Genomic DNA, 19,626 nt, shown 5'->3' on the forward strand with positions numbered 1-19,626 from the left:
CCGCCATGCCGCCTCGCCCCCACGCCCCCAACGCCCCCAACGCCCCACGCCCCACGCCGTTCGCCCTGAGCGTAGCGCAGCGAAGTCGAAGGGCATCCCCGCACGACTGCTCGAGGGCCGAGCCAATCAAGTTCCCATTGCCTACCCAAAAACATCAACGACGCGACCCCGTGTCGCAGCCCATCTGAGGCAGTCGCATGGGACAATTCCCCCGATCCGCGGCAAACACCGCGACGACCCATGCGGGACAAGCTACTGACCGGGGCAGGCTCTTGATCGGTAAACCAAGACATCGAAGGTTGGTTGCATGGCTGGGGTTATTCGCCATGTGGCTCACCATCGTCGCGCCGGTGGTCTCACAGACCATCGCTGCCACGTCGTGGTCGCCCGATCTCGGGGGGTGGTGCGGAGGCCATGCTGGCCTGGTCGATCATCCGGCACCTCATCAAACCGACCCGCATGCGCCGACAACGGCCAAGTGCGGCTACTGCGGTTTGCTTGGCCATAGCCCGACCCTGGCCGGTACGCCCTGGCAGCCAACGCTGCCTGTATGGCAGAACGCCAGCGCGCTAACGATCCCGCCGACACGCCAGGCGCACACCACGCGTGTCTTGCTCGCGGCCGCGCCGCGCGGTCCGCCGGCCTTCTCGCACGCCTGATCGCCGACCGGACCCGTCCGGATGGCCGCGCGCCGCTCGTTCTGCGCGGCGGCATGGCTGAATGCTGATGACCCGTGTCTGCGACTGAATAGTCGGTGGCGCGGATCGCATTCCACATCGCCTCCGAAGCATCTTTAAAAAGCAATCAAGTACCCGGGATGCTGCATCCCCACAGGATCTTTCATGTCTTCTTCCCATCTTCCTGCGCGCGCCGCCATCGGCGCACTGCTGCTTGGCCTTACTTTCGCCTGGTCGTCTGCCGCCCAAGCCTGTGCCTGCGGCTGCGGTGTATTCGACGTCGGCACCAGCGCGTTGTTGCCGAATGGCGCGAACGTCACGATGTATCTGCAGACCAGCTATCTCGACCAGGACACCAACTGGTCGGGCAGCTCGTCCGCGCCCAAGGCGAACAACGACGACAAGCACATCCGCAGCGAGTTCTACGACGCCGGCATCCAGGACATGTTCAACCGCGACTGGGGCGTCATGCTCGAACTGCCGTACACGCAACGACACTTCGCAACGCTGAACGATGACAGCGGAACGGTGGGCGACTTCAACCATGGATCACTGGGCGATATCCGCATCAGCGGCATGTACACCGGTTTCTCGGAAGACATGTCCACCGGGCTGACGTTCGGCTTGAAGCTCGCCACCGGCGACTGGAAATACCCCGGCTTCGATCGCGACACTGCCATTGGTACCGGCACCACCGACCTGCTGCTCGGCGGCTATCACCAGATGTATTTCGGTGAGAATAACTGGGGCGGCTTCCTGCAAACCCAGCTCGACCAGCCGTTGAACAGTCGCGCGGGCTACCGTCCCGGCACCGAGCTCGACAGTGCGTTCGGCGTCTATTCCGGCGGCTGGAACGTAGGCAACGGCATGCGCCTTACACCGATCCTGCAGGCACTCGTGTCATTGCGTGCACGCGATGCAGGCGACAACTCGGACCGCCCGAACAGCGGCTACGAACGCCTGCTGCTGGCACCGGCACTTGAACTGCGCATCCACCACGTGCGCCTGTATGCGGATGTGGAGAGGCCCGTGTTCCAGCACGTCAACGGCAACCAGCTCGTTCCGCAATGGCAAGGCAAGCTGACGGCCAGCCTGAGCCTCTGATCCGCGTTCGCCGAAACTCTCGTGCGAGCCGCTTTGGCCCCCTCTCCCTTTGGGAGAGGGCTGGGGTGAGGGTTCGGTGCTCGCGGGATAGTGGATAAATCCGAACAATGACTCTGCCAGCGTTCCTGACGAACGACCACGCAAACAGAGTTGACCACATCGCCAAGGGCGTTTCGTATTGTCACCCATGGCGCATTGCCCCCCCGCTTCAGGATTACCATCCGCATCGATAGCATGGGCCGCGAGAAACGCGGCCCGACAACTCCATCGCACAGGATCATCCCGATGCAACTGCGGCAGCTCACCGACATCCTCAGCGTCAGCGCGCAGATCGACGAAGCCGATGTGGACGTGCTCGCAGGGCAGGGCTTCCGCAGCGTCATCAATAACCGACCGGACGGCGAAGTTCCCGGGCAGCCTGACAGCACCGTACTTGCCGCAGCAGCAGCACGGCACGGCATGGCGTATATGCACCTGCCGGTGGTGACCGGGCAGTGGCATCAGGATGTAGTCGATGCCTTCGGCCATTCGCTGCACACGCTGCCGACGCCCATCCTGGCGTTCTGCCGCAGTGGCACCCGCTCGTGCACGCTCTGGGCGCTAAGCGCCTTCGCTGCCGGCGAGGACCGCGAGGCGGTGATCGCTTGTGCAGCCACGGCCGGCTACGATCTGTCCGCGTTGGCCATAGGATCCGCTACCGGCCACTGAAGCGCACAGGGTTTCTCCCGTAACGCCGGCCAAGGATTCCACGCATGCCCGCTTTGCCTGATGTGTTGGCCGTGCTGTGCGGTTCGCTGGTGGGTTTTTCGCTGGCGCTGATCGGCGGCGGCGGATCGATACTGGCGACGCCGCTGCTGCTGTACGTGGTGGGCGTGCGCGATCCACACCTGGCGATCGGCACCAGCGCGCTGGCGGTGGCAGTGAACGCATTCGCGAACCTGATCCCGCATGCGCGCGCAGGTCATGTGCGCTGGAAAGCAGCATTCACCTTCGCCGCAACCGGTGTGCTCGGTGCCTTCGTCGGCTCGACCATCGGCAAACTGGTCGACGGCCAACGCTTGCTGGTGCTGTTCGCTTTGTTGATGCTGGTAGTCGCCGCGCTAATGCTGCGTGGTCGCCGTGGTGGCGCCATAGATCGCTACCCGCTGCCACATATGTTCCCGCGACTGGGCGCAGTGGGTTTCGCTGCCGGCAGCCTGTCGGGCTTCTTCGGCATCGGTGGCGGCTTCCTGATCGTGCCGGGTCTGATGCTGGCCAGCGGCATGGAAATCATCGCCGCCATCGGCACCTCGCTGTTTTCAGTCGGCGCATTCGCCACTACCACTGCACTCAACTACTCCGCCTCGGGTCTGATCGACTGGCGCGTAGCCGCCGAGTTCATCGCCGGCGGTGTCGTCGGTGGCTGGCTCGGTGCGTTGGGCGCGCATCGGCTTGCGCAAACCCGCGGCACACTGAATGTGGTCTTCGCGTTTGCAATCGTCGCTGTTGCTGTGTTTATGCTGGTGAAGAACTTACGCGATTGAGCCGTCTTGATCGGCGTCGATTGCTCAGCCTGGTGGCACCAAATCCAAAGCTGGCGATGGTGATCTGCCTCAGCTGAGAGAGTTCAGACCGGTTCTTGGTAGCACTGGCCATCTTGAGCAAGCCGTCTCCGGCTCGTCATTCCTGCGAAGGCAGGGATCCTGCGGCTTCCAGTTCCTGATGAGCAGGGGCGCTGGGTTACTCACTTCGCTCACCCCTGCGGGGCCGCTCTTCGAGCGTTCTGCGCGCTTTGCGCTTGTCCTGCCTTCGCAGGAATGACGAGTGGGGGCGACACGCCCGCACGGCAATGACTTCTGGGAGATGAAAGCCCGTCGCATCGATGCCTATGCTGTAGGTTCCGCCGGGGCGTGTTGCGCCTCAACCACCTAGGATCCTGCAACCCATGCGTAAACTTCCCCTTGCCGCAGCGCTTGCCGCGCTGTTGCTCAGTTCCGTCGCCATCGCCGCCGACAAGAAAGACGACAAGGCCAAGCCTGATGCCAAGCCCGATGCGGCCTTGCTGCAGCCGCAAACGTCGAACAGTGAGGGGTCGGTGTCGGTTGAAGGTCACAGCATCAGCTACAAGGCGGTGGCCGGCACGCTCGTGCTGCATGGCAGCGGCGACAAGGAGAATGAGCCGCAGGTCAGCATGTTCTATGTCGCTTACATGAAGAAGGGTGTGGCGCCGGGTAAGCGGCCGGTGACATTTATCTACAACGGCGGTCCCGGTTCGGCCACGGTGTGGCTGCATATGGGTGCGTTTGGTCCGAAGCGGGTGGTGACTTCGGATGACACCCACACGCCGGCCGCGCCGTATGGTCTGGTCAACAACGATTACAGCCTGCTCGATGCCACGGACGTGGTTTTCATCGACGCGCCGGGTGCCGGCTTCAGCCGGTTGATTGCGGCGGACGATGACAAGACCAAACGCGATGAGCAGATGAAGGATCGGCGCAAGGCGATCTACGGCGTTGACGGTGACGGGCATGCGTTCGCGCAGTTCATCACGCAGTTCCTGTCGAAATACGGTCGCTGGAATTCGCCGAAATACCTGTTCGGCGAGAGCTATGGCACGACCCGCTCGGCGGTGCTGGCGAATATCCTGGAGAACGAGAACAGCGTCGACTTGAACGGCGTGATCCTGCTCTCGCAGATCCTCAGCTTCGACACCAGCATCGATGGTCCGCAGTTCAACCCGGGCATCGATCTGCCTTACGAACTGGCGCTGCCCACGTTCGCCGCTACCGCGTTCTACCACCACAAACTGCCGCAGCAGCCGGCGGCGCTCGAGCCCTTTCTCGAGGAAGTGAAGCAATACGCGCTGGGTGATTACGCGCAGGCCATGATGGCCGGTTCGCGCTTGAGCGACGCGCAGAAGCAGACTGTGGCGGAGAAGTTGCATCAATACACCGGCCTGCCGGTCGCCTATTTGCTGAAGGCAAACCTGCGCGTGACCGGCGGCATGTTCGAGCAGCAGCTGCAGGCGGGCGACGACACCACCACCGGTCGCCTGGACAGCCGCTTCGCTGGCCCGTCGCTGGATCCGCTGGCGAAGGATTCCGCGTACGACCCGCAGTCCTCGGCGATCAGTTCGGCTTATATCGCCGCGTTCAACGACTACGTGCGCAAGGATCTGAAGTTCGGCGACGGCCAGCAGTATCGTGAGTTTGCTGACATCGACCATTGGGATTTCGCGCACAAGGCGCCGGGCGTGGATGGCGAGGCGTTGCAGTCATCGACCAACGTGATGCCGGACCTGGCCGTCGCGATGAAGACCAACCCCAACCTCAAGGTGTACTTGAACGGCGGTTACTTCGATCTGGCCACGCCGTTTTTCGCAGCCGACTACGAGATGCACCACTTGCCGATACCGGCCAACCTCAATAGCAACATAAGCTATTCCTGGTACCCGTCCGGGCACATGGTGTACGCCCACGAGGCGTCGCTGAAGCAGCTGCATGACAACGTCGCCCGCTTCATCGAGCAGACCGACAACGTCAAGAAGTAAATGAGTGACTAGCCGCCCAGGCGCTCAGCGCTTGGGCGGCATGGTGTGCCGCGGCGCGGTCGAGCCGCGTACCACCAGCTCCGGGCTGAAGCCCTCGTTGCTGAGGTGGGCCGGCTCGCCATTGGCGTCGCGTTGCAAGTCGCCGATCAACCGCTGCGCCGCGTGGCGGGCGATCTCCTCAGTGGCCTGACGAGCCGTAGTCAACGCTGGCCAGGACTGCTTGGAAAACGGGCTGTCCTCGAAACCGGCGATCGACAGATCGAACGGCACATTGATGCCGTCCGAATGCGCCGCGGCCAGTACGCCGGCGGCAATTTCGTCATTCGAGCCGAAAATCGCGGTGGGTCGATCCTTCAGTGCCAGCAGTTTGCGGGCGCCGCGGAAACCATCGTCGAACGTGTAATCGCCCGGCAGGATCAGCTTGCGGTCGAGCGCGATGCCATAGTCCTTCAGCGCATCCTCGTAACCCTGATAGCGCTCGGGGCTGGAGCGGTGTTCGCTGCCGCCCCACAGGAAACCGATGCGTTGATGGCCAAGCTGGATCAGGTGTTCGGTGATCGCATAGGCGGCATCGCGATCGTCCACGAAGACGCAGGGGTAACCATCCTGCGGATCCTTGCGCGCCGAGATGATCCGCATGAACGGGATCTTCGCCTCGCTGAGCGTGCGGATCAGCTCCGGTTGCTCGGACATCGGCGGTGCCAGCACCAGCCCTGCCAGTCGCGAGCGGCGAACCAGTTCACACAGTTCTTCAGCCAGCTGCGGCGAAGACGAATCGCAGGGATGGATCTGCAGGCCAAAGCCGCTGCTGCGACACACCGACAGCACGCCGCGCTGCAGGTTGATGATGTAGTGCGCGTTCGGATTGTCGTAGACCAGCCCCAGCGCATACGCACGGGTACTGCGCAGGCTGCGCGCCGAGGGGTCGGGTTGGTAGCCGAGCGCGTCGATCTCACGCTGCACTTTTTCGCGGGTGCGGGCATGCACCGACGGTTCGTTGTTGATGACGCGCGAAACCGTCTTCAGTGAGACGCCTGCCCGCTCTGCGACATCCTTGATGGTGGCACTGCGCACCCGCTGAACCTCATTCATCGTGATGTAAAGCGCCGGCCGCACGAGCGTGCCGACAAGGCTGCACGGGAATGCGCGGCGCCATGCGCATCCTAGCTGATGGCCCTGTCCGGAGCGAACCGCGACTCACTCGGCATGTGCCGCCTGCCCCACCCGGTGACCGGCCAGCCCGTAGTACAGGATGTACAGGTAGCAGGGCACCATGAGCACGGTGAACGCAAGCTGGAAATCGATGTGCTGCTTCAGGTGTACGAACAGCTGCGGCACGATCGCACCACCGACGATGGCCATGATCAGCAGTGCCGAGCCTCGCTCGGTGAGGCTGCCAAGACCCTTGATCGCCAGCGGAAAGATCGCCGGCCACATCATCGCGTTCGCAAAGCCCAGCGCCGCCACGAATCCCACCGAGGTATAGCCGTGAGTGACATACGCGCCGATCGCGAAGGCCACGCCCAGCACCGCTGAAACGGCCAGGTAGCGTTGCTGAGAAACGAACCGGGGAATCAGCGCCAGACCGGCCAGATAACCCACCAGCATCGCGATCAGGGTGAACGAGGTGAAGTGCTTGGTGGCATCCAGCGGCAGCCCAAAACCCTGGCCGTAGGTACCGATGGCATCACCGGCCATCACCTCGACGCCGACATACAGAAACAGACACACCACGCCCAACCACAGATGCGGAAAGTTGCGCAGTCCACGCGCATTGCCGTGCTCGGCATCGACATGGTTGGCGCCGGACGGCTTGATCTCCGGCAGCGATGAGCGCAACACCCAGATCGCCACCAGCACCAGCAGACCGGCCACGACCATGTACGGCGTGTGGATCTTGCCGGTGAGCGTGTCGAGCAGCGCATCGCGTGCGGCGGCTGTCGGTGCGGCCTGGATCTGCGCATTCAGTGAGTTGATGTCGCTCAGTACCAGCCAGCCGAACACAAACGGTGCCACCGCGCCGGCCACCTTGTTGCAGATGCCCATGAACGCAATGCGCTGCGCGGCGCTGTCGATCGGGCCGAGAATGCTGATGTAAGGGTTCACCGCCGTCTGCAGCAGCGACACGCCGGCGCCGATCACGAACAGGCCGGTCAGGGCGGGGTAGTACACCCGCATTGTCACGCACTGCGCGAACAGCATGGCGCCGACGGCCATCACGAACAGGCCCAGCGCCATACCCTTTTTCATGCCGGTGCGCTTGAGTACGGCGGCTGCCGGCAATGACAGGAAAAAGTAGGAAAAGTAGAACGACATCGGCACCAGGAACGCGTTGACGTCATTGAGGTTGAAAGCGAGCTTGACGAAGGTGATCAGCGGCCCGTTGAGCCAAGTGAAGAAGCCGAAGACAAAAAACAGGATGCCGACGATGAGGATCGGCCCGATGTAAGTGCGGTCGGTCGGCGCCGCCGCCAGCGTTGTTGCCATATGTGCTCTCCCCCGATGATCGGCCATGCCGGCGCCGGCAGACTGACCGGACAAATAGAATGTCTCCTTAATCGCCGCAAAGTGCAACGTTGTCAATTCCTGTCCTGCAAAAACGGGGCGATCCACATCAGCAATAGCCTTCCATACGGCCATCCTGACTCGAGTTTGTGGCGCCGCAACATGGCGTTTCCCTACAGCCCTCAGCGCCTCAGACGCCTATATGAAGCCATTTGTAGCTGAGAGTCGGACGGCCTCGATAACCGTCACAACAGTTATGTTGCATTGCCATATCGAATGTTAGAAAAATAGTCGAAAGGCATATTGACAACGTTGTCATTTGAAACCCAGACTCGGCCCTTATCAAGTCAAACCCGGGCAGCAGTTAGCTGGCGCCATCGGGTTGAGGCAAGAGTAGGTAAGGGAGAGTGGAGTGGGGGAATTCGCCAAACAGCGGCATGCGCCGGAGCGGTCATCGACCGCGGCCGCCGCGTCGGCGTCGAACGGATCGGGCTCAAATGAGCCGTTCCTGGCGGCCGATGTGGGCGGCACGCATGCGCGCATTGGCCTGGTCGTCGGCAGCGCCGATGGCAAGCGGCCTGTTACCGTTTTGCACTATCACCGCTATAGCTGCGCCGACTGGCCCAGCCTCGCCGCGATGCTGCACGACTTTGTCGAACAGCTGGCTGGCACGCCGCATGCGTCGGCACGCAAGCGCATTGATCGTTGTGCGGTGGCTTGCGCCGGATATGTGCTGAACGACGCCATCATCAATGAGAATCTACCCTGGCCGGTATCGATCCAGGATATCCGCGACGGTCTGGCGATCAAGCGGCTGGCCGTGATCAACGATTTCGAGGCAGTCGCCTACGCCGCGCAATTCATCGATGCGAGCGAGACACGGCCGATCATCGAATCGACCCAGCTGCAGACAGAAGGGCCGATCCTGGTGATGGGCCCTGGCACCGGTCTGGGTTCGGCCGTGTTGCTGCCGGGTCAGCCGCGAGTGCACGTGCTGGCGACGGAAGCGGGACAGATTTCGCTGGCACCGGGCACCGAGCGCGAGATTGAAATTCTGCGCCTGTTCAAGCGCGAACGTTCGCACGTGTCGTTCGAGGACGCGTTGTCCGGGCCGGGCCTGCTCAAGCTTTATCGGGCCTTGTGCGAACTGCATGGCACCCCGGTCTGCCTGCTCACGCCGGCCGAGATCACCGGTGCTGCACTGGCCGGTCGCGACGCGGCGGCGGTGGAGGCTCTGCAGGTGTTCTGCGGCCTGCTCGGCAGCTTCGTCGGCGATCTGGTGTTGCTGTACGGGGCAAGCGGTGGGGTCTATCTCGCCGGCGGCATCCTGCCGCAGATCCAGCCGTTCCTGCTGGCGAGCACCTTTGCCGCGCGCTATTTCGACAAGGGCGTGATGCGCGCCTATCTGCAACAGGTTTCAGTGCGACTGATCGAGCACGGCCAGCTTGGTGTCATTGGTGCCGCAAGCTGGTTTCTGGACGAGCGGCAGGGAGCGTGAGATGACCACTTATCCAGCAACACGGCGCCAAACCAACCATCACAACATCCACGACCGCGCCATGCCGGTCATGATTCGAGCAACCTCTGAGGGGAGGACATCATGAATTACCGCAAGACATTGCTAGCCGCCAGCATCATCACCAGCCTGTGCGTGTCGGCTACGGTATTTGCCCAGGACACCACGCAGGGCACGCCGGCGCCAGCTGCCCAAACGCAGTCGACGACCACCCAGACCACGACCACGACGACGCAGACTGTCCAGCAGGCTAACGAAGCCAACGCCAAAAATGCCACCAATCTGGTTGGCATCACCGTGACCGGCATCCGCGCCAGCTTGCAGGCGTCGCTCGAGACCAAGCGCAATGCCGACGCGATCGTTGACGCGATCACCGCGACGGACATCGGCAAGTTCCCGGCCACTAACGCGGCAGAGGCACTGGAGCAGATCCCCGGCGTGACGCTCGACCGCAGCATCCCGGCGACCCAGCGCGTCAGCATCGACGGTATGGATCCGAGCCTCAACCTGAGCTACCTCGATGGCCATCCGGTGGCACAGGCGCAGTGGCTGTTCGGCGATAGCCCGAACCGGGGCTTCAACTACTCGCTGCTGCCGCCGGAAATCCTCGGTTCGCTGCAGGTCTACCACAGCCCCGAAGCACGCCTGCCCGAAGGCAGCCTTGGCGGCAGCGTGTTCATGAACACGGTGAAGCCGCTGGACGTTCCGGCGAACACGGTGACGGGTTCGGTCGGCCTCAACTACAACGACATGGTCGGTGACACGCGCCCCGATGCCTCGGTCTTCTACAGCTGGCACAACGATGACAAGACGTTCGGTATCGACGTCTCCGCCCAGCATTACGAGCAGATCACCAGTCGCGAAGGTGAAGAGAACTACGGTTACACCAAAGTGTCGGATGTGAACGCCGCTGCGTTGGCGCTCCCTGTTCCTAACCTCGCGATCCAGAACGAGCTGAATGCAGGCACGATCAAGGGCACGGACCTGATCCCGAACCAGGTCAGCGCCGCGAACTTCCAGCAGACCGAGAAGCGCGACGACGTCAACATCAACCTGCAGTGGAAGCCGGTCGACAATCTCACGACGTCTCTGGGCCTGATGTACATGAGGGACAACCTCGACAACGTCAACCAGTCCATGTATCCGTGGGCGACCCATAACCCGGCCGGCATCACCTCCCTGACGGAAGGCCCGAACGGCATCATCACGAGCGGTACCCAGGTCGGCACGCCGTGCTTTAACAGCACCAATTGCGTGAGCACGGCCAATACCTACACGGACAACAATGCCCGCCACTCGACGGTCACTACCAAGGGTGTGGATCTGCAGGGTGTTTACACCGGTGATGGCTGGACGCTCGGCGGTCAGGCCGGTGTAAGCACGTCGCGCAACCCGCAGAGTGCGGTGGTCAAGGAAATCTTCTACGGTGGCGGCTTCGACTGGTCGCTTGCCCATGGCGCCCAGTACACCGACCCCCTCTCGGCCAACAACCCCAACTACTGGGCCGACAATGGCTGGGGCGGCAACGAAGAGACGATTCTGTACAAGGCCAAGGACACCTATGGCCAGCTCGATTTCACCAAGGACTTCGACAGCTTCTTCAATGAGCTGCTGGTCGGCGTGCGCTATGCCAGCCACTGGGAAAGCCAGGTCGAGAATGCCTATGTGGGTGCGCAGCAGCTGACCCTTAACCAGATTGGCTACGGCGGTCTGACCGACCTGTCGGGCATGTCAAGCCTGGGACTGTCGCCGAGCATGGTGACCCATGTGCAGACAGCGGGCTCCGCCGCCCTGTTCAATGCCGTGCTCAGCACGCCCGGTTTCGGTGCCGCCAAGGACGCGAATGTCTATTGGGACGACACCTGGAACGTACAGCAGCAGAACAGCGCGGCCTATGCTCAGCTGAACTTCGGCAACGACGACGTGCATGGCAACCTGGGCCTGCGTTTCGTGCACACCGAGATCACTTCGAACGGTTACAACATCCCGGGTGACTGCGCTGCCGCCGATTCGTTTGATTGCATCTTCCCGGCAGGCTTTGGCTATGTCGGTCAGACCCGGACCTTCAACAACTGGCTGCCGGCGTTCAACATCGCCTACAACGTCACGCCGGACTTCATCCTGCGCGCCGCTGCTTCGGAAACGATAGCCTACGCTCCATACAACCAGTACGCGCCGTACTTCGAGGCTAATGACACGGTGCTGACGGCAACCGCCGGCAACCCGGATCTGAAGCCGTATCGCTCCGCGAACTTCAATGCGTCGGCTGAGTGGTACTTCAGCGAGCAGTCCGTGTTTGCCGCGTCGGTCTTCTACAAGGACGTCCTCAACTACATCGTCAATGCGGCGACCACGCAGGAGCGCATCAACGGTTCCTGGACCATCCCGGGCTACGCGCAAAATACCGGCAACTCGCAGGTTCAGCAGGGTCTGTGCACGGCCGTGGGCGTTTGCCAGTACGACGTGACGGCACCGGTGAACGGCGGTCGCGCGAAGGTGGAAGGTGGCACCCTGAGCTACCAGCAGGCGTTCTCCGACACCGGCTTCGGCGCGAAGGCGAATTTCACTTACTCGAATGCCTCCACGTCGAAGGGCGGCGCGTTGCCGTACAACTCGAAGGACTCCTACAGCATCGGGCCGTACTTCGAACAGGGTCCGTACAGCGCGAGCGTTTCGTATAGCTGGCGCAGCAGCTACCTGGCTGGCGGTTACGTGGCAGGTGCACCGGCCACGTACATCGACGGCTGGAAGGAGCTGGACGCCTCGCTGGGCTACCAGATCGACAAGAACTTCTCGTTGTCCTTCAGCGCGCTGAACCTGCTCAACTCGAAGTACTACGCGTACCTGGGTAGCAAGACCCAGTTGTCCGAGCAGTACGTGACCGGGCGTGACTACATGCTCGCCGTGCACTTCAAGTTCTGATTTTCGTTTCATCATCAGGTAAGTCTTTTAGGTTTTCTTCCCCATCGGACCTGGCACCCTTGCCAGGTCCATTTTTTTTTCGGGGATTGAGTTGCAACGCAGGCGGCTGGGTCAGTCGTCTCTCCCGAACTACTCGAACGTCGGTCGCCGTGGGGACACGCCATGAATTTTGTTCGTCTTGTCTTTTGTGTGGCCCTGAGCGGCATCGCGTCCATCGCCTGGGCGACGGCAGCACCGACTTCACTCACTCCACTGCCGGCGCAGCTCGATCAAGCCGACGGCAGCTTCCAGGTCGATGAAAAAACACCGATCGTGGTCGCCGACAACGACGCCTCGACTCGACATACCGCGGACTATCTGGCCGAGCTGATCGGTCGCACCCGCGGACTGCATCTGCATGTGACAACGGGCGTGGCGACGGCAGGTGCGATCGTTCTGCAACGTGATCCACGCGCGACGGTTGCAAACAGCGAGGGCTATTCGCTGGATGTCACCCCACAAGGCATTCGCATCACCGCAAGAGACGATGCCGGCCTGTTCCATGGTGCGATCACGTTGTGGCAGTTGCTTACTCCCGACGCGCAGCAAGGCACCGTGCTGATGCCGGCGCTGCACATCCGCGATGAACCGCGCTTCGTGTGGCGTGGCCTGATGCTCGACTCCGTGCGGCACTTCCAGTCGGTGGCCGAAGTCGAGCAGTTGCTCGATCAAATGGCCCAGCACAAGCTCAACGTATTCCACTGGCACCTCACCGACGACCAGGGCTGGCGCATCCAGATCAAGCGTTATCCCGAGCTCACCCGCATCGGCGCGTGGCGCACGCCGCCCGATGCCGGACACGAAGGCGAGCCGGCGACGTACGGTGGCTTCTACACGCAGGATCAAATCCGCCAGATCGTCGCCTATGCCGCCGCCCGCTACATCACCGTGGTACCGGAAATCGACATGCCCGGTCATGCGCAGGCCGCGGTGGCCGCGTACCCGCAGATCGGTGTCACCGGCAAGCGCCCGTCCGTGTCGGTGGACTGGGGGGTCAATCCCTACCTGTACAACGCGGACGACGCCACCTTCGGTTTCGTCGACAACGTCCTCGATGAGGTGATGGCGCTGTTTCCGTCGCGCTATATCCACGTCGGCGGCGACGAGGCTGTCAAGGATCAGTGGCATGCCTCACCGGCGGTGCAGGCGAAGATGCATGCGCTGGGTGTGAAGGACGAAGATGCGCTGCAAGGCTGGTTCATCGATCGCGTCGGCAAGTACCTGGCCTCGCATGGACGGCGCTTGATCGGTTGGGACGAAATTCTTGACGGCGGTGTGCAGGCGGATGCCGCGGTGATGTCGTGGCGTGGCAGTGATGGCGCGGTCAAAGCGGCGCAGCAAGGGCATGACGTGGTGCTGTCGCCCGCGCCCGGCCTGTATTTCGACCAGTTGCAAAGCGATCGCACTGACGAAATCGCCGGGCGCATTCCGGTGCAGGATCTGGCCAGCGTCTACGCGTTCGAACCGGTACCGAAAGAGCTCGACGCGGCGCAGGCGAAGCATGTACTTGGCGCGCAGGCCAATGTGTGGACCGAACACATGCCGACGATGGGACATGTTGAACACGCCGTGTTCCCGCGACTGGATGCGTTGAGCGAAGTGGACTGGTCAGCGGCCAAATCGCGCGACTGGCATGGGTTCCTTGCCCGCTTGCCGGCGCAGTTCGCACGCTATCGGGCACAGGGCATCGGCTATGCCGACAGCGCGTTCGCGCCGGAGGTCGGTGTCGATCGCAACGCCGCACTGGCTAGCGGCACGGCGCAGGTCAGCTTGTCCGACCAGGTCGGTGCTGGCGCGTTGCACTACACCCTCGATGGCAGTGTGCCGGATCTGCACTCGCCGCTGTATCACGCACCGTTTTCGGCGAAGTTGCCAGTCACCGTGCGCGCGGCCACGTTCGCCGTCGACGGCAGCTTGTTGGCTTCACCACATCAGCGCGTAGTGGACCAGGCAAGCCTGCTCAGCCTCGGCGGCAACGAAATGCCCAATTGCCCGGGCAGCGATTTCCGCCTGCGCGTGCAACCGATGCCCGATGCCACTTCGCTGGCACCGGTCTACAGCATCAATGTATTCGACAGCTGCCAGCTGTATCCGGCCACGCGAATGGATGGTGTCGTGGCAATCCACGTCGACGCCGTCCGGCTCGAGCGTAACTACGCGCTGGCGCACGACGCCAAGCTGGTGGTCTCGCGGCCACGCAGCACACCGTTCGGCGAGCTGGTGGTGCATCAGGATCGTTGCGATGGCCAGGTGCTGGCCACGTTGCCGCTGCCGAATCCTGATCAGGCCGGGCGTAGCTTTGCGCTCGATGCGTCACTACCGGCCCAGCATGGCGAGCACGCGCTGTGTCTGATCTTCACTGCACCGATTGACGGGCCGCTTTATGCGATGGCGCGCATCGCGCTGCTGCCGACTGGCACGAAATGATAAGGCCGTCGCTGCGTCGGCTCACTTTGCTCGATGGGCGACGCCGCTGTACGGTGGCGGCTGAAACTCTGATGCTCATCGGCGCTAGCGAGGTCCGCGTAACACCTTGATGAGCAGGGCCATCGCCAACAGTCCCAGTAGAAAACCGATGCCGGCGCCCCACAGGGCGCCGGTCTGTCCGGCCAATAGATAGCGCACGCCGCAGCCGAGTGGAAACAACAGCATCAAGGGTAGACATCCCATCGGTCGACCTCGGCGCTTAGTGCGTTGCTGCCAGTTTGTCCGGCAATGGCGGCGCATGCCGCAGCAACGCATGCTTCGCGGTCTGGATTTCGGCGCCGGACAATTCGATCAGCGGCGCGAATTTTCCAGCGATCAGCGCTGCTACTGGTACACCATCGCGATAGAGCACGCGCGATCCGGCCAGGGCCGGCACTTTGTCGCCCACCAGCACAGTACCGACCAGGTTCAGCGGATCGCAGCCACTCAGGCAAACCAGCTCGCCGTCATCGGCTCGCTGACGCACGGCGCGCAACGGTGCGATCGCCTCGGGTAACGCGAACTGTTCGCCGACCAGGCCTTCGACGAATCGTCCGCCGCGGATTTCACCACGCGCCTCAAGCCGGTGATACACGCGCAGCAATTCGCGCCACGAGGGCAGCCATGGTGCTTCTCGTTCCAGCAGTTTCCAGAAGACGACGCCGTAGCGGCGCAACAGCGTACGGGCGATATGTTCGATCGCGTCTGGCTCTGCCCCCTCTCCCCGGCGGGGAGAGGATTGGGGTAAGGGGGCGGCCTTGCGGGACGGTCTCTCCAGGCGAGCCCCGCTTTGCTTCGCGGCTAGCACCCGCCTCTCGTCTGCCCCATCGGGCATCTTCTCCCCAGCGGGGAGAAGAGTCTGGTTGCGGGCCAGCGACCAGCGTCCCGCATCCGCGATGTCGTTGAGAAGGTGACGTCGCAGCCGTCGATGGCGGCCGCCGTCGCGCTTGGCCGCAGGAAGCAGCAGTGCGCGCAGGCCGGCGAAACTATCGGCGCTGACGCGGCCTGCCGCGACCAGTTCGCCGAGCGCATCTTCCAGTTCGGTACGCAACAGCCGGGTGGTGTCCAGCAATTCGTCAAAGAACAGAGCGCCCGCTTCCTGTAGCGCGTCTGCTACTGCCTGTGCCCGCGAGGACAGCAGGATCTCCTGTGGATGGGGCCCGGATGCGACGGACGTCCAGACGGCCATGCTACGTCGCGGCAACAACACGATCGGCGTGCTGCGTACCGGGCCACCGCCACCACCGCTTCCGGTACGCAGTCGGCTCCAGCTGATCCGGCCGGCACGGCACAGCTCGTCCAGCCAGCTGATCGAATAGTCCTCGATACGCATCGGCAGGATTTCCGCTTCCCATGCACCCGCCGCTGCCTCGAAGCCCTCGAGCTGGGCGAGCGTGGCGCTGAGAGCGTCTGGCCCGCTGAGCCGGGTGGTCGATGAAACGTGCTGCCAGTCGAACAGGAAACGCATCAGCTCGCGCCGGCTGACCGGTTCGATTTCGCGGCGCAGCCGGCCGATCGTGTAGCGATGGATGCGTGCCAGCAAGTGCCGCTCGCACCACTCGGTGTCGGTGGTGTCGGCGGTGAAGTGTCCCTGCATCACATAGCCTTCGGACTGCAGCCGGGTCAATGCGAGTTCGATGTCGCTGGTTTCAACCATCAGCGATTGAACCAACGCCGCCAGGGTGATCGGACCGAGGCCGCCAAGACGACGGCGCACGAGTTCGAGCAGAGCGTCGTCGCGAGTCCATGCCTGGGCGGCATATTCAGTCGGGACAGCAATCGCAGGCTGCATAGACGCTTCGGGATGCACCGCCCGTAAGAGCGGCAAGTTCTCCGCAGACGCCCACACGGCTGTATGTGTAGGAGCGCACCCTGTGCGCGATGGCTCTTGCGGCACCGCCGAATCGCGCGCAGGGTGCGCTCCTACAACAAGCCGCGTGGCTCGTTGTGCATTGGCCAATACCTCTAGTCGCTCGAGCCAACCATGATTTGCTCGTACTTCGTCGCTGGTGACAAAACCCAGCAAGGTCAGCGCCTCGTGCATCTCGTCTGCATCGCGAACCTGTGGCCATGCCTCGTCGCGCACCGCTTCGATCGCGGCGGGATCGAGCCGACCGAGGTCGTCAGCACTGCTGCTCTCGTTCCAGCGGCGGTTTTGCACGGCCTGGGTACGGCGTTCTTCCAGCGGCGCATCGTCGAGAAACGCGTAGGGCGCGGCATTCAATACTTCGGCAGCGAGTGGACTGGGCCCAGTGAGATCGCGCGCGACCACGCTGATTTTGCCGTCCTCCAATCCGTGCAGGATCTGCAGTAAACCATCCACGTCCATCGCTTCGCGCAGACAGTCGTGCATGGTCTGGTTGACCAGCGGATGGTCGGGAACCTCACGCTCGCCGACGATGTTTTCGATACAGGCGACCTGATCGGGAAATACCGCGGCAAGCAGATCCTCGCTCTTCATCCGCTGCAACGGCGGCGGTACTTTTTTGCCGCCGGAGTAGCGCGGCAGCGCCAGAGCCGTAACCGCGTTCCAACGCCAGCGCGCCGGAAACAGGGGTGCGTCGAGCAGTGCTTGCACCAGCACATGCTCGGCGGTGTTCGAGTGCAGATAGCGCGCGACTTCCTCCAACGGAAAGCTGTGGCTGGTCGACAGGGACAGCACGATCGCATCCTCTGTCGCGGCGGCCTGCAGCTCGAAGTTGAACTGGCGGCAGAAGCGCTTGCGCAACGCCAGCCCCCAGGCGCGATTGATACGGCTGCCCCACGGTGTGTGGATCACCAACTGGGTGCCACCGGATTCGTCGAAGAAGCGTTCCAGCACCAGCGTGTGCTGGGTCGGCAGCACGCCCAACGCGGCCTTCGCACGAGCTAGGTAGTCGACCAGTTGCTGTGCGGCGGCCTCGCCCAGGCCGAGTTGTCCGTTCAACCATGCCTGCGCGGCCGTTACGCCGCCCGCATCGAGCTGTGCTGCGATCTCATCGCGCAGCCGCGATACGCCGAGCGACAATTCATTGCTGCGGCCGGGCGCTTCGCCCAGCCAGAACGGAATGCTCGGCGGCGCGCCGTGCGCATCCTCCACACGCAACCGATCGCGTTCGACGCGCTGGATGCGATAGCTGGTGTTGCCGAGCTGAAAGATATCGCCAGCCATGCTCTCGACCGCGAAGTCCTCATTCACGGTGCCGACGATGATCGCCTGCGGTTCCAGCACCACCTTGTAGTCGGCGGTATCGGGAATGGTCCCGCCCGAGGTCAGCGCGGTGAGGCGGGCGCTGCGGCGCGCGCGCAATTGGCTATGCACCGCATCGCGATGAATATAGGCGGCGCGCGCGCCATGCCGGGTAGTGAAACCTTCAGCCAGCATGCGCACCACGGCGTCGAAATCGCCGCGTGCGAGGTTGCGATACGGATGGGCGCGACTCACCAGCGCGTACAGCGCATCCTCGTTCCATTCCTGACAGGCGACCTCGGCGACAATCTGCTGGGCCAGCACGTCCAGCGGCTGCGGCGGCATGATCAGCGCATCCAGCTCGCCACGACGCACGCAGTCCAGCAGTGCCGTGCATTCGATCAGGTCGTCGCGGGTGGTGGGAAACAGCCGTGCTTTCGGCGTGCCGTCGATGCTGTGGCCGGAGCGGCCGGCACGTTGCAGAAACGCGGCGATCGAACGCGGTGAGCCAAGCTGGCAGACCAGGTCGACGTCGCCGATATCAATGCCGAGCTCCAGCGACGCGGTCGCTACCAGCACAGACAACTCGCCGCGCTTGAGCCGCTGCTCGGCATCCAGGCGCTGCTCCTTCGCCATGCTGCCGTGATGCGCGGTCACCGTTTCCTTGCCAAGCCGCTCGGACAGATGCCGCGCCGCACGTTCGGCCATCCGCCGCGTGTTGACGAAGATCAGCGTGGTGCGATGTGTCTGTACCAGCGCGGCCAATCGGTCATAGACCAGCTCCCAGCAATCGTTCGACATCACCGCTTCGAGTGGGACGGGTGGTACCTCGATCGCGAGATCGCGCGCGCGGGTGTGGCCCACGTCGATGATGGTGCACAGAGGTGCGGTGCTCTCTCCTCTGCGAGCGGGGGGAGGAGCAGAAACGGCGAGCGCCTTGCTATCGTCCGAACCCACCAGAAACCGCGCCACTTCCCCGATCGGCTTCTGCGTCGCCGACAAGCCAATTCGCAGCAAGCGCCGCTGGCACAGCGACTCCAGCCGTTCCAGCGACAGCGCCAGATGTGAGCCACGCTTGCTGCCGGCGATCGCGTGAATTTCATCGACGATCACCGAGCGTGTGCCGGCCAGCATCGCGCGACCGGAGTCCGAGCCAAGCAGTACGTACAGCGATTCCGGTGTAGTCACCAGAATATGCGGCGGCTGCTTGCGCAACAGTGTGCGCTCGGCCTGCGGGGTATCGCCAGTGCGCACGGCAGTGCGAATCGCCACGTCAGGCAATCCGAGCTTCTCGAGTTCGGCGCGGATGCCTTCCAGTGGCGCTTCCAGATTGATATGGATGTCGTTCGAGAGGGCCTTCAGCGGTGACACGTAAACCACCGTGGTGGCATCGGCCAGCACGCCACCATTCGCTACACCCTCACGCACCAGTGCGTCGATCGCCGCCAAAAATGCGGTGAGCGTCTTGCCCGAACCGGTCGGTGCGGCCACCAGCGTGTGATTGCCGGCTCGGATCGACGGCCAGGCCGCCGCCTGCGCCGCGGTTGGCGCGGCGAACGCGTGACGAAACCAGGCCGCGACGGCCGGGTGGAAATCGTCCAGGGGGCAGGGGTCCAGGCTCATCGGGATTTGCCTGTGCGGCGGCGAGCGGAGGGTCACGTCATCATATATGGGGCCGTCTTCAGCGTGGTCAATCGGC

12 protein-coding genes are annotated in these 19,626 nt (G+C 63.1%); 8 read left to right on the plus strand and 4 right to left on the minus strand.

All coding sequences use genetic code 11. The features are described 5' to 3' along the window. Positions 1-197: 197 nt before the first annotated feature. From HDE77_RS11735 to HDE77_RS11755, 5 genes are all read left to right on the plus strand, one after another. Positions 198-659: a DUF2946 domain-containing protein gene (locus HDE77_RS11735; protein ID WP_255482684.1), complete on the plus strand. Its 462-nt coding sequence runs from the start codon at positions 198-200 to the stop codon at positions 657-659. Between the two features lie 183 nt (positions 660-842). Next, positions 843-1,781 carry a hypothetical protein gene (locus tag HDE77_RS11740; protein ID WP_184417520.1) on the plus strand — a complete coding sequence of 313 codons (939 nt, stop codon included), beginning with the start codon at positions 843-845 and terminating at the stop codon, positions 1,779-1,781. Positions 1,782-2,066: 285 nt separating this feature from the next. After that, positions 2,067-2,489 (plus strand): TIGR01244 family sulfur transferase, encoded by a 423-nt coding sequence (locus HDE77_RS11745; protein WP_184417521.1) that lies wholly within the window; start codon positions 2,067-2,069, stop codon positions 2,487-2,489. Positions 2,490-2,533: 44 nt separating this feature from the next. Beyond that, a complete protein-coding gene (locus HDE77_RS11750; RefSeq protein ID WP_184417522.1) occupies positions 2,534-3,304 on the plus strand; it encodes a sulfite exporter TauE/SafE family protein in 771 nt (256 codons plus the stop codon). Positions 3,305-3,705: 401 nt separating this feature from the next. Next, positions 3,706-5,310: a peptidase S10 gene (locus HDE77_RS11755; protein WP_184417523.1), complete on the plus strand. Its 1,605-nt coding sequence runs from the start codon at positions 3,706-3,708 to the stop codon at positions 5,308-5,310. 24 nt (positions 5,311-5,334) lie between these two features. Here HDE77_RS11755 and HDE77_RS11760 read toward each other — a convergent pair whose 3' ends face one another. Both HDE77_RS11760 and HDE77_RS11765 read right to left on the minus strand, forming a co-directional pair. Next, positions 5,335-6,384 (minus strand): LacI family DNA-binding transcriptional regulator, encoded by a 1,050-nt coding sequence (locus HDE77_RS11760; protein ID WP_184417606.1) that lies wholly within the window; start codon positions 6,382-6,384, stop codon positions 5,335-5,337. Positions 6,385-6,507: 123 nt separating this feature from the next. Further along, positions 6,508-7,797 (minus strand): sugar MFS transporter, encoded by a 1,290-nt coding sequence (locus tag HDE77_RS11765; protein ID WP_184417524.1) that lies wholly within the window; start codon positions 7,795-7,797, stop codon positions 6,508-6,510. A 430-nt stretch (positions 7,798-8,227) separates the two neighbouring features. Between HDE77_RS11765 and glk the strand changes: the two genes are divergently transcribed. The 3 genes from glk to HDE77_RS11780 all read left to right on the plus strand — a co-directional run bounded on the left by glk (position 8,228) and on the right by HDE77_RS11780 (position 14,719). Beyond that, positions 8,228-9,313, plus strand: coding sequence for a glucokinase (gene glk, locus HDE77_RS11770; protein ID WP_184417525.1), 1,086 nt, complete (start codon positions 8,228-8,230; stop codon positions 9,311-9,313). A gap of 102 nt (positions 9,314-9,415) precedes the next feature. After that, complete coding sequence (locus HDE77_RS11775) at positions 9,416-12,253, plus strand: TonB-dependent receptor (protein WP_184417526.1); 2,838 nt, start codon at positions 9,416-9,418, stop codon at positions 12,251-12,253. Between the two features lie 162 nt (positions 12,254-12,415). Beyond that, a complete protein-coding gene (locus HDE77_RS11780; RefSeq protein ID WP_184417527.1) occupies positions 12,416-14,719 on the plus strand; it encodes a family 20 glycosylhydrolase in 2,304 nt (767 codons plus the stop codon). An 84-nt stretch (positions 14,720-14,803) separates the two neighbouring features. Here the strand turns inward: HDE77_RS11780 and HDE77_RS11785 are convergent, their stop codons facing one another. After that, complete coding sequence (locus tag HDE77_RS11785) at positions 14,804-14,962, minus strand: hypothetical protein (protein WP_184417528.1); 159 nt, start codon at positions 14,960-14,962, stop codon at positions 14,804-14,806. Between the two features lie 16 nt (positions 14,963-14,978). Further along, the gene (locus HDE77_RS11790; protein WP_184417529.1) at positions 14,979-19,550 is read right to left on the minus strand and encodes a DEAD/DEAH box helicase; all 4,572 of its coding nucleotides are present in this window, start codon (positions 19,548-19,550) and stop codon (positions 14,979-14,981) included. Positions 19,551-19,626 lie beyond the last annotated feature (76 nt).

This window comes from Rhodanobacter sp. MP7CTX1, assembly GCF_014205795.1.
Taxonomy (GTDB): Bacteria; Pseudomonadota; Gammaproteobacteria; order Xanthomonadales; family Rhodanobacteraceae; genus Rhodanobacter.

Excerpts from the sequence above, each read along its gene's own strand:
- HDE77_RS11735 (WP_255482684.1), top strand. The coding sequence starts at position 198 with ATGGGACAATTCCCCCGATCCGCGGCAAACACCGCGACGACCCATGCG.
- HDE77_RS11740 (WP_184417520.1), top strand. The coding sequence starts at position 843 with ATGTCTTCTTCCCATCTTCCTGCGCGCGCCGCCATCGGCGCACTGCTG.
- HDE77_RS11745 (WP_184417521.1), top strand. The coding sequence starts at position 2,067 with ATGCAACTGCGGCAGCTCACCGACATCCTCAGCGTCAGCGCGCAGATC.
- HDE77_RS11750 (WP_184417522.1), top strand. The coding sequence starts at position 2,534 with ATGCCCGCTTTGCCTGATGTGTTGGCCGTGCTGTGCGGTTCGCTGGTG.
- HDE77_RS11755 (WP_184417523.1), top strand. The coding sequence starts at position 3,706 with ATGCGTAAACTTCCCCTTGCCGCAGCGCTTGCCGCGCTGTTGCTCAGT.
- HDE77_RS11765 (WP_184417524.1), bottom strand. The coding sequence starts at position 7,797 with ATGGCAACAACGCTGGCGGCGGCGCCGACCGACCGCACTTACATCGGG.
- HDE77_RS11775 (WP_184417526.1), top strand. The coding sequence starts at position 9,416 with ATGAATTACCGCAAGACATTGCTAGCCGCCAGCATCATCACCAGCCTG.
- HDE77_RS11780 (WP_184417527.1), top strand. The coding sequence starts at position 12,416 with ATGAATTTTGTTCGTCTTGTCTTTTGTGTGGCCCTGAGCGGCATCGCG.
- HDE77_RS11785 (WP_184417528.1), bottom strand. The coding sequence starts at position 14,962 with ATGGGATGTCTACCCTTGATGCTGTTGTTTCCACTCGGCTGCGGCGTG.
- HDE77_RS11790 (WP_184417529.1), bottom strand. The coding sequence starts at position 19,550 with ATGAGCCTGGACCCCTGCCCCCTGGACGATTTCCACCCGGCCGTCGCG.